This is a genomic window from Mesorhizobium sp. ArgA1 (genome assembly GCF_053714375.1).
The window spans coordinates 71,104-81,724 of record NZ_JBSKBQ010000020.1 but is presented as its reverse complement, the minus strand read 5'-3'; the positions used below and the strand labels follow the sequence as shown (position 1 = coordinate 81,724).

Sequence of the window (10,621 nt, the reverse complement as noted above, 5' to 3'; positions counted from 1 at the left end):
TTGGCGCGCAAACTGGTAGTCGCCTTGTGGCGGTACCTGACGCAGGGCCTGCTGCCGGACGGCGCCATGACCAAGGCCTGACAAGAGTTCGACGCGAGGGACGGCCAACGTCACTTGCGGCGAAACGGGATGGGTGTGGACCGCTGCCCCCCAGGGCTTTCAATGCCGTCAAAAGATGGGTCCCATCCTCCCGGCCTCGCCAAACTTGCCCGTGCATGCGGGATATGGGTGCAGGCTCCACGCGAGCCGACCGGATATGAGGTGATGTGGACTTGTTCCGCAGTTCGCCGCGAGGCCGATCCCGACAGCGTCCGAAAGTGATTAGGCCGCCGCCGCTACCATTGACACGACACGCCTCATATGAGGGGGGTCGCAATCAGACCCGGAAGCGCGCCGATGATCACCGCAAAGCCGCTCGCTCGCTACAGCGCTATTGAGGGCGCGCTGCGCGAGCAGCTTTGCTTCCCCGAGCGCATCGCACACGGCGCCACCATCGTCGAATCAGATTTCCTGCTCTTCGAGCGCATAGCCGGCCGAGCGTATGGTTCGGATGACGTTGTGGGGCGAGAGTGCCTTTCTCAGCCGGCTGACATGGACGTCAACGGTGCGCGCACCGACATGGATGTTGGCGGGCCAGGCGGCGCCAACAAGTTCGTCGCGGCTGCAAACCTTGCCAGGATTTTCTATCAGGTGACGTAGCAGGTTGAACTCGAGTGGGCCAAGATGGAGTTGCTGGCCATTGCAATGTACCCGACGGCTGCCGAGCTGCATCTTAAGCTCGCCGCACATCAGCGACCCTCCTTCGCCCCCGCCGTTGGGGAGCAGCGGCGTGCGCAACTTCCCGTTTAAATAGGCGAGCAATTTAGCCGGAGCGAAGGGCCGTAGGAAACTTTCATCAATGCCGGCCTTAAGCAGATCGAGCTGTTGGTGCTCGGCGCCGGATGCGATCAGGGCGATGACGGGCAGGGCCTCGGTATCCAGATCACCTTTCAGCCGGGCGCAGAGCCTGGGGCCGGCAGCGCTCGCCGGTTGGCAATCCAGGACGACAGCCTGCGGCTCACGCTCTGTCGCGTGCCGGATCGCGTCCTCGACGCCACCGGCCAGCTCAGTTGCGAAGCCGTCCACCTCCAGGACATGACTGAACAACAGGTAGAATTCGGCATCCTCAGAACAGATCAGGATGAGTGGATTCATCTGCAGGCCCTTCATAAATCAGCATTCCGCGCCAGTCGCGAGCCAACTCGCTCTCGAGCGCCGGTTCGGTGCGCGAGCTGTCCTTTCTACCGCTGCCACCAGACACTCCCCTCATGGCCCGAGGCCGATTGGAATTTGGTGTTGCCCCTGGAAACGAAGATGCACCCAAACACCTCATTTGCGGGGTTCCTTGTCGGCCACCCGCGATGGAGACCGGGGATCAGCTGTTGGATTGGGCCCGCCAGGCAAACCCGGCCGGTAGATCCGAGCTGCTGCGTGAAGGAGTCCACCCTAATCGCAGCTAACAGTTCGGCGCAGAAATCCGCCGGTAAACTCGACGCCTCCTTTATACACGCACTATCTGATGCTGACCTGACAAGGTTGCTTGCTAGCCTCGTCCCCTGGATCGCAATGTCGCTCCCCGTCATCAATGCCTCCAGGCAGTTCCCTTTCTCAAGACCAGAAAAATCAAAATGCGTGCCAACGCGAAGGGAGCCGCTGAAAAGATTTTGCGACTTTTATTTCAGGGGTTTAATGAGAATGCAGCAGAAGGTGAGGCCGAACCCACAGTGTCGCGGACTGGACAAAAGGCAACATGCCGTCGCCCGCCTGGCGTGCTTTCGGTCCCTCGCGCTGGCGATAGAGCCGACAGGGGCCAAATCTTCAAGATGTGCCTACAACAACCCCGCCTGTTCGGCTTCTTTGCGCAGGTTCTGCCGTGGCCTTGGGCCGATCTGCTGGATCACCAGTCCGGCTGCCAGTGAGCCAAGATCGCCGCAGGTCTGGAGGTCGCGTCCCTGCGTATAGCCATGCAGGAAACCGGCGGCGTAGAGGTCGCCGGCACCCGTCGTGTCGACCAGCTCCTTGATGGCGGTTGCCTTTATGACCACGGTCTCGTCGCCGCGCACGATGACCGAGCCCTTTTCGGAGCGGGTCACCGCGGCGATCTTGCAATCCTTGCGGATCTGCGCCAGCGCCTCGTCGAACGACGAAGTCTGGTAAAGCGACTTGATCTCGTGGCTGTTGGCAAAGACGATATCGACCGTGCCCGAGCGCATCAGGTCGAGGAACTCATCACGGTAGCGATCGACGCAGAACGAATCCGACAAGGTCATGGACACTTCGCGGCCGGCAGCGTGCGCGAGCCTGGCCGTCTGCCGGATCGCCTCCTTGGCGCGCGGCGGGTCCCACAGATAGCCCTCGAAATAGGTGACCGCAGCACCCGATGCCTTGTCGGCCTCGACATCTTCCGGCCCGAGTTCGACGCAGGCGCCGAGATAGGTGTTCATCGAGCGCTCGCCGTCGGGGGTGACGAAGATCATCGAGCGTGCGGTCGGCGGCTCGCCCTGGAGCGGCTTGGTATCGAAGGCGACGCCCTGCGCGTGGATGTCGTGCGTGTAGATTTCGCCCAGCGCATCGTTGGAGACCTTGCCGAAGAAGGCGGCGCGTCCGCCGAAGGAGGCGACGCCGGCCGCCGTGTTGCCGGCGCTGCCGCCGGAGGCCTCGATCGCCGGGCCCATGCGGCTGTAGAGCAATTCGGCGCGCTGGGTGTCGATGAGGTTCATCGCGCCCTTGATGATGCCGTTGGTCTCGAGGAAGTCCTCTTCGCATTGGGCGATGATGTCGACAATGGCATTGCCGATACAAAGCACGTCATAATCCGGCATCAATGTCTCCGCCAAAAACCCGAGCCGGCTTCTTGCCACGCCACCCGGGTGCCCTCTTTGTGATGGTCTGCCGCCTGCAGATCGAGTCGGTGGCCTCACGCACCAGCGAGACCTACCTCGCGCCGCAAGAGGTCGGCTCTGTCCGTCCTCTCCCAGGTGAACTCAGGCTCTTCACGGCCGAAGTGCCCGTAGGTCGCGGTCTTGCGGTAGATGGGGCGCAACAAATCAAGCATCTTGATAATGCCTTTGGGTCTGAGATCGAACACCTCAAGAATGAGGCGCTCGATCCTTTCTTCCTCGATCGTGGCCGTCCCAAACGTGTTGACGAAAACCGAAATCGGATTGGCCACGCCGATTGCGTAGGCAATCTGCACCTCGCAAACTTCGGCAAGTCCGGCAGCAACGACATTCTTGGCGACGTACCGGGCCGCATAGGCAGCAGAACGGTCAACCTTGGAGGGGTCCTTGCCCGAAAAGGCGCCACCGCCGTGGCGTCCCATCCCACCGTAGGAGTCGACGATGATCTTTCGTCCGGTGAGTCCGCAGTCGCCACGCGGTCCACCGACCACGAACCGTCCCGTCGGGTTGACCAGGATTCTGATCCCTGTCGTGTCCAGGTCGGTGGGCAAGACCGGCTTGATGATCTCCTCAATGACGCCTTCCCGCAGGGCTTCCTGTGAGACCTCCTCATCATGTTGGGTCGACAGGACGATGGTATCGAGCGCCACAGGGCGCAAACCTTCATAGCGTACAGAGACTTGCGATTTTACGTCAGGGCGCAGCCAGCTCAGGTGTCCTGCCTCGCGGACCTCTGCCTGCCTTTTTGTCAAGTGGTGAGCGAGTTGGATCGGCAAGGGCATTAGTGTATCGGTCTCGCTGCAAGCGTATCCGAACATGAGGCCCTGATCCCCCGCGCCCTGATCGAGATCAATCCCTCGTCCTTGATCGACGCCCTGGCTGATGTCCGACGACTGCTCGTTGATAGCCAGAACGACAGCGCAACGGCGACCATCAAACCCGATGGCGTCGTCGTCATATCCAATGTCAAGAATGGTATCGCGTGCAACTTGGCTGTAGTCGATCTGGGCGTCACTGGTGATCTCGCCAGCCAGCACGACCATCCCAGTCTTCACCAAAGTCTCACAGTTTTTCACCAAGGCCTCACAGGCGACGCGCGCCTTGGGATCCTTATGGAGAATCGCGTCGAGAATGGCATCCGATATGTTGTCGGCCATCTTGTCCGGGTGTCCGGCGCCGACGGATTCGGAGGAGAACACGAATTGTCTAGCCATGGAGTAGCCTCGCTTCAGATATTTGAGTTGTCTGGAATTTGAGTTGGGCGACCTTAACGGTCGGTGATGCCGGGAACCGCGAATGCACCGGAACGCGCAGCGGGTCCCATTCGGCGTATTTGTGGGTCAAGATCGAGCCAGTCGCTTTCATGATGACCGAGGAGGCAAAATTCCGGGATGCGCTCATTTGCGCGTCGTCCGCTCCTGTCTTAGAATCAGTTCGTAAATGCGGCCATCTAACCTCACCAATGAAGACCCTGGCAGGCTCTGGACTGTGCGATGCCGCCGGCTGCGAAGTTGTTCATGATCGTTTCGCGCTCTACTTGGTCGATCTATTCAGATCATCTGTGGCCCTTGGGGCTCACGGCGGGCTGAGTGCGTTTTTTCGTCGCTCCAAATGCGGGAAGGTCTTGACGAAGCGTTCAAATTTATACGTGCCGCAGGTGATCGGTGGGTGACGCGCCGGCCTCGCTTCAGAGACACAGCTCTCCAGGGGCGCGAAACAGCGTCGTAGTCGGCATCAACGAAGAATGGAATCGAATAGCGTTCCCGTCCGGAGGTGTTCACCACCCCATGCAGGTTGGCTAGGTAGAGGTCGTTGGTCAGCTTCTGCACCAGATCGCCGATATTGATGACAAAGGTCCCAGGAATGGGCGTGCCCTCGACCCAAGCGTCATCTCGGTTCATAACCTGAAGCCCGCCGACACTGTCCTGCGCGAGAATCGTGAGGGTGCCGTAGTCGGTGTGAGCGCCAATACCGATGATCTTCTCGTCCACGACTCCAGTTTGCGGCGGATAATGCAGCAACCGCTGGATCGTGATTGGGTTCTTCATTCGAGATTCGAAGAACTTGAAGGGAGATCAAGGCTGAGCGCGATTCCGCTCAGAATCTTCATTGAAAGCTCTTTCATCGCCTCGTGATAGGCGACCACGCTCTGCCGGAAACCGGGCAGGGCGGCCGGCCACTGGTTGGGCCCGCAGAAGGGGCCCTCGATGATCGACCGCTCAGGACCGATGTCGAAGCACTCTTTGAGATCCTTGGTCTTTGAAGAATCCGTGTTTTCGCCCAACACTTCGATATAGCCGTGTAGCGCGACGCCGGAATTGCTGATGTGCAGTTTCATCTTTTCGTCAAGGCGCAGATCAAAGAACGCCCGAGCCTGGGCAGAGGTCTCCCCCACCAGCTCCTCAGACACACCGTGGTTCTTGACATACATGAAGCCAACATTGGTCAGCGCCCAGCGGATCTTCCCCGCCACGCTTCGCGCGTCGCTTCCGTCAACCAGCGGAGCCATGTCGACAATTGGGACTTTGTCGAAGGACTGCCGCTGGGCGCGAAGCCTATCGTCAAGTTGGTCTAGAATATCGTCAAGTTGGTCTAGATTCGGTTTCGTCATTACGTCACCCCTGTTGAGTCGCGTCAGCTAGGCTCGGCCAATGCGCTCTCGCGGCCGAGTTGAATTCTATGCCCCGACCATGAGCGCCCGCGGGTGAAGCTGGCGCCGTTCCAGAGATCGACGGAAACCACCCTGGGTTTAGCTCCCAGCCAGGAACAGCATCTCGTCGGGATCGTGTTCATCGAACGTTCTGCAGCATGGCGCGTGCAATTCACCCCGGTGCAAAGACGCGTGGCGTCGGCTGCCATGTAGCCAGCGCGATTTTTGCAAGCGTTATCATAGCCCCTGTTTCGCTGGTGCGCTGCCCTTCACGGGTACCCGGAAGACCCAGTAGTGCGCGCCCTCCTCCGCGATGTACCTGCCGTCTCTTAAGCACTGCGCCGGCACAAGGACCCCTCATCCTGCAGACGCCGCACCTCGTCTTCAAAGCATGCAGCGTCCGCATAGCTCTTGCGGGTGCTTATGATAACAAATCCGTTCGTGCGCGCGACGCGAGCCAGCTCCCGGAGCGCATCCGGTCGGACATGCCCGAGCGTGAAGACGCCGCAGCAGACCGTAATATAATAGCTCGCGCTAGGGTAACCAGAGAGCGCCCCGTTAAGATCGACACCGGCTCGGATATGGCGGTAGACTTGGGTTTGCCGGGCCTTTTCGGCCATCTCCTCGGAGAGATCCAACCCGTCGGTCGTCCGGAAGCCGAGGCGGTCCAGTTGCACGCCGACGAGGCCTGTTCCGCTCCCAGCGTCCAGGATTGGGACGGCTGGTTGCTCCTTGGCCAAATAGGCCGTCTGCACGGCACCCGCCAATTCCGCCACGATCACGGGTTCCGCAGTATTCGTCGCGGCCAACCTCCAGCTCGCAGGCACTGGCCCATCCGCGATAGAACTCCGCCAAGCGGCCGGCGTCTCCATCGAGAGCATGGAAGTCCTTGATGCGCCTTCGTGCGGCTTGCTCGAGCGCGGTGCGTTGATCCAGGGTTTGCATGGTATTCCTCCGTATAGCGGCAGGTGGAATTTGGTGGGGCATGAGCCGGCTCCTGCAACTCTCGCGATGGGAGAAGCAAAGCTCGTGCCAGTTGGCCAAAGGGGGTTGCAAAGAAGGATTTTCCCTAATTTTCTACTGTTTGGCCGAGGCGAACCGCAAGTTAGGTAGGCAAGCCTGTGTTGCAAACCGGACAACCAAGCGCTGGGTGTGGGGCGTTTTGAGACCCAATACGCAACCTCACACGAGCGTCACAAAGGCTGGCGCGCGTCTTCCACAAGGGGGCTCGGCCTGGTGCCGAAACAACGATCCAGTGGAGGGAGAGCCCGCCTATTCGGTATCAGCAAACGCGGCGATCGCTATCTGCGCACATTGATGATCCATGGCGCTCGCGCTGCGCTCGGTAAAGCAGGCGGCAAGCAGGATCCCCGAAGCCTCTGGCTCCGTAAGCTGCGGCAAAGGCGGCATCCCAATGTCGCGGCTGTCGCGCTCGCCAACAAGAATGCGAGGATCGTGTGGGCCATGCTCTCGGGCAGCACATTCTACGAGCCCGCACCGTCGGTGAAAGCAGCTTGAGGCGAAGCGGCAAACGAAGGAATAACAGAAGGAGGTCTCACCCCGGCAATTGCAGCAAAATGGTAGGAGATGGTGAAACGGTCATTCCGTCGCTTCCCGAACCTGATGTGTGGACCGGCTTGGCTTCGGCCAATGTCTAGGGGCCGATGAGGTGGAAGCGCGCGAAAATCCATCGGGGCTCGCGGCGAAGACGTTGTCCAGCCGCATCAGGAAGCCGGATATACGTCAGCAGTTGTGACCAACGATCCTGATCCAGCCGACCTGTTGCAATCGGGCGGGGTCCATATACGTCCACACATGAATCATAACCCAGCCTTAGACGGAACCCCCAGCCTGCCGATTTTCAAAACGGTCTCTTACTAGGTTACGGTATGCACCCGCCTAGGAATGGCAGCCGAAGCCGGCCAACTTCAGCTTGTTAATGCCCATTGGACGGGGTGGGTTGTGATTTTTGGTGAGGGCGAGATAGGAAGTGAGTGAAAGCTGCGCAAGATGTAAGCTCGACAATCTAAAGCAAGCAATCTTGCCAGCCTCAGCAGCTTGAAAGTAGTTGGTTCCTTCTCTCTTATCGATCGTCAGCTCGTCAAGGCATCAGGCGTCGACGCAACAGTGCCGCCGAAAGGAAGACCGGCAGCACTGTGTAAATGCACAGTGCGCCGATATGAAAGCCAACGCTGACGGCCGGGCGACCAAGCATCGCCGGGCGAATAAGCTCGATCGAATGTGCAAGCGGCAGAAAGCCGCCCACCTGCTGAAAAACTCCAGGCATTCGGCTCACCGGGAATACAGCCCCGGATAGGAAAAGCATGGGTGTGATGACGAGCGTTTGGTAAAAAATGACGTAGTCGTAACTGGGGGCGAGCGACGTCACGACCATCGCCAGACTCGCGAAGGCAAGGCCAGTGAGAGCAATGACAGGCAGCGCATAGAGCGCGGAGGGCCATGTCACATAACCCAGCATGGTGGCTACAATCATGATTCCGGTGCCGGCCATAAAGGCCTTCGTGGCTGCCCACGCCAATTCACCCAGCACGATGTCGCCGAGTGTGAGCTGTGTGTACAGGATTCCTTCCCAGGTCCGCTGCATTCGGCCGAAAGTTGCATAGATCGTTTCGAAAGTGGAGGAGGTCATCGCGCTGGCGGCGACCATGCCCGCTGTGAGAAATGCGATGTAGGACGTGCCCTCAATGCGCCCCACCATCATTCCGAGGCCAAAGCCCAGCCCAAACAGCGAGATCATGGGGTCGGCCAGGTTGCCGATCAGCGACGCCAGGGCCACTTTCTTCCATGCCAAGTAGTTGCGGCGCCATACAGCGATCCAATTCCACGCATTCGCTGGTAGAGCGGCCGCATAACGGTCGCCCATCATCATTTCTCCATCTCGCGTCCGGTCAGCCGCAAAAAAACGTCCTCCAGATTAGGCGGCCGCTGCAGAAGACGCAGATCCGCGCGCCCGTGCAGTTGACTGCGCACCTGCTCCGGATCGGGCGCATAGCAAAAGAGCGTCTCACCGCTCACCTCGATGCGCTCTACGTAGGGCTTGATCATCGCACTCAGCTCATTCGGGTCACCACCGTATATCTCAAGCACCTGGCACCCGATCTGCTCTTCGATCAGCGCGTGTGGGCGCCCCTCGGCGATAATGCGCCCTGCCTCTAGGACGCACAGTCGGTTGCACAGTCGCTCGGCCTCCTCCATGAAGTGGGTGGTCAAAATGATCGTCTTGCCCAGCGCCAGGAGCTTGCGCAGCCTCTCCCAGATCAGGTGGCGCGCATGCGGATCAAGGCCTGTGGTCGGCTCGTCCATGACAAGCAACTGTGGGTCGTTGATCAGCGCACGTGCGAGCGTCAGGCGCCGCTTCATCCCACCGGACAGTGCGCTGACACGGGCATCGGCCTTGCTCTCCAGGCGGGCGAACTCCAGCAGCGACGGTATGACCGCCTTCACCGCGCGCGTGCTCATGCCGAAGTAGCGCCCGAACACCAATAGGTTCTCACGTACAGTGAACTCGAGGTCAAGGTTATCGAATTGAGGGACCACCCCGATGCGCCCGCGTGCCAGGCGAGCGCGTGCTGGCATGGGCATGCCGAACACTGTGATCTTGCCTGAATCGGGCGGTGTCATGCCGAGGACCATCCGCGTGATCGTGCTTTTGCCCGCGCCGTTAGGGCCAAGCAGGCCGAAGCATTCTCCCGGGGCAACAGTGAACGAGAGCCCGTCCACCACCAACTTGTTGCCATATGACTTGGACACGCCGTCAAGGTCGATGGCTAGCTTGGGCATGCGCTTCTCTCCCCCCGCAGAACGCCGTCAACTAGCGCCAGATCTCTTGCAAGAAATTGGGATGACTCGCGGGGAGCGAGGGAAGGCACCCCGCTGACGACTGAGGCCAACGAATTGGCCGCGCCGTCCCAGCCGTCGGTCACGCGCTTATCGCCGGGCCTCGCATCCAGACCGCGCGACGCGACGGCGGTCCCGCTTGTGCCAACATACTCGACAGTCATAGAAGACTGACCGTCGCCTTGCTTCTCCTGTTCAAAGTCACGGAAGAGGCCCTCCACTTGGGCAATCGCCCCGTCACGCGTCTTCATGCCATGCATGGCTATTGTGGCTCCATTTTATCGTCTGCAGACTATTCAGCCTTCACAGAGAGGTCGTCACTGCTTTCACTCAGACGCCGCTTCGGCTCCTGGGTGTGCGGTCGTGAACAGCTCGTGGAGCCCTGTTCCTTGCTCCACACCAGACAAAGCATCGCTAAGAAGTACCCGACCTGAGTGAGCACGGCGCAGAGAACCGTCTGAACGAGCGAACCGGTCAAGCAATAGGTCGCCGCGGCGATAGCCGCCGATACGCCGATCACGTGTATCAAGAAATGTGATGCGTCCATTCGGCTCTCCTAGTCTCCCGTTTTCGTATTCCGAATTCTACCCACCCAAAGCCGACTTGGGATGCGAGCGACCAAGCAGTCTGTTGATGGTTCGCCTCGGCACTGGTGACGAGCGACCTGGTCTTGTGTGACGTGATCCTTGCGGTATCGGCGCTAGCGGCGTGCCTCAGAAGGACGAGAGGCGTCGCGCGATCCGAAAACCAGATGCCCGCCCGACGCAAGCTCGCTCCTCAGCTTTCCCGTAGCGGAGCATATCGGCCTCGACCGCGGCGGCCGTATAGAACTTCCGCAGTGACAATCGGATCGAACGGCTCCTGGCTCGAGAACATTTTTAACCTCTCCGACCCTCAGGCAGATGTGTTGCGGCTCGTTCATCGGTTCGCGCCTTCGAGCTTGTGCTCGCGGCACGACAGCGATGACCGCGAGCCTGTGGCAGTGGTGCGAAAGTTTTCGTCAAACGCACCGGTCGTGCATCCGATTGTGGAGCGCGTTGCTGACCGACCCTGGGAAAACGACGTGTCGAGCGCTTGCGGGTGATTCCCGCGCTCGAACGGCTTGCCGTCGAGCCGCCATGAATCGTCGGTGGCCAATTCTAAATGCGTCCAGCGGCAACCATCATCCTCTGCC

10 protein-coding genes and 1 pseudogene are annotated in these 10,621 nt (G+C 60.0%); 1 reads left to right on the top strand and 10 read right to left on the bottom strand.

Annotation, left to right across the window (positions count from 1 at the left end):
• Nucleotides 1–501: 501 nt before the first annotated feature.
• From ACWGTI_RS28065 to ACWGTI_RS28040, 6 genes are all read right to left on the bottom strand, one after another.
• Nucleotides 502–1,209, bottom strand: a complete 708-nt coding sequence (locus tag ACWGTI_RS28065; RefSeq protein ID WP_454578003.1) for a response regulator transcription factor — start codon at nucleotides 1,207–1,209, stop codon at nucleotides 502–504.
• Nucleotides 1,210–1,868: 659 nt separating this feature from the next.
• Nucleotides 1,869–2,861, bottom strand: coding sequence for an adenosine kinase (locus ACWGTI_RS28060; protein ID WP_454590072.1), 993 nt, complete (start codon nucleotides 2,859–2,861; stop codon nucleotides 1,869–1,871).
• 95 nt (nucleotides 2,862–2,956) lie between these two features.
• Complete coding sequence (metK, locus tag ACWGTI_RS28055) at nucleotides 2,957–4,153, bottom strand: methionine adenosyltransferase (protein WP_454578005.1); 1,197 nt, start codon at nucleotides 4,151–4,153, stop codon at nucleotides 2,957–2,959.
• A gap of 336 nt (nucleotides 4,154–4,489) precedes the next feature.
• Nucleotides 4,490–4,987, bottom strand: coding sequence for a 2OG-Fe(II) oxygenase family protein (locus ACWGTI_RS28050; protein WP_454590071.1), 498 nt, complete (start codon nucleotides 4,985–4,987; stop codon nucleotides 4,490–4,492).
• Complete coding sequence (locus ACWGTI_RS28045) at nucleotides 4,984–5,550, bottom strand: 2-oxoglutarate and iron-dependent oxygenase domain-containing protein (RefSeq protein ID WP_454590070.1); 567 nt, start codon at nucleotides 5,548–5,550, stop codon at nucleotides 4,984–4,986. The genes ACWGTI_RS28050 and ACWGTI_RS28045 overlap by 4 nt, the downstream gene beginning before the upstream one ends.
• A gap of 368 nt (nucleotides 5,551–5,918) precedes the next feature.
• Nucleotides 5,919–6,398, bottom strand: a complete 480-nt coding sequence (locus ACWGTI_RS28040; protein ID WP_454590069.1) for a class I SAM-dependent DNA methyltransferase — start codon at nucleotides 6,396–6,398, stop codon at nucleotides 5,919–5,921.
• Between the two features lie 418 nt (nucleotides 6,399–6,816).
• Here ACWGTI_RS28040 and ACWGTI_RS28035 point away from each other — a divergent pair.
• A pseudogene (locus ACWGTI_RS28035) lies at nucleotides 6,817–7,107 on the top strand (transposase); the annotation flags it as partial.
• A 583-nt stretch (nucleotides 7,108–7,690) separates the two neighbouring features.
• Here ACWGTI_RS28035 and ACWGTI_RS28030 read toward each other — a convergent pair.
• The 4 genes from ACWGTI_RS28030 to ACWGTI_RS28015 all read right to left on the bottom strand — a co-directional run bounded on the left by ACWGTI_RS28030 (nucleotide 7,691) and on the right by ACWGTI_RS28015 (nucleotide 10,584).
• Nucleotides 7,691–8,473 (bottom strand): ABC transporter permease, encoded by a 783-nt coding sequence (locus ACWGTI_RS28030; protein WP_454578010.1) that lies wholly within the window; start codon nucleotides 8,471–8,473, stop codon nucleotides 7,691–7,693.
• A gap of 2 nt (nucleotides 8,474–8,475) precedes the next feature.
• Nucleotides 8,476–9,390, bottom strand: coding sequence for a nodulation factor ABC transporter ATP-binding protein NodI (nodI, locus tag ACWGTI_RS28025; RefSeq protein ID WP_454578011.1), 915 nt, complete (start codon nucleotides 9,388–9,390; stop codon nucleotides 8,476–8,478).
• 349 nt (nucleotides 9,391–9,739) lie between these two features.
• On the bottom strand, nucleotides 9,740–9,994 hold the full coding sequence (locus tag ACWGTI_RS28020; RefSeq protein ID WP_454578012.1) for an exopolysaccharide production repressor protein: 255 nt from the start codon (nucleotides 9,992–9,994) through the stop codon (nucleotides 9,740–9,742).
• Between the two features lie 371 nt (nucleotides 9,995–10,365).
• Complete coding sequence (locus ACWGTI_RS28015) at nucleotides 10,366–10,584, bottom strand: hypothetical protein (protein ID WP_454578013.1); 219 nt, start codon at nucleotides 10,582–10,584, stop codon at nucleotides 10,366–10,368.
• Nucleotides 10,585–10,621: the final 37 nt, after the last annotated feature.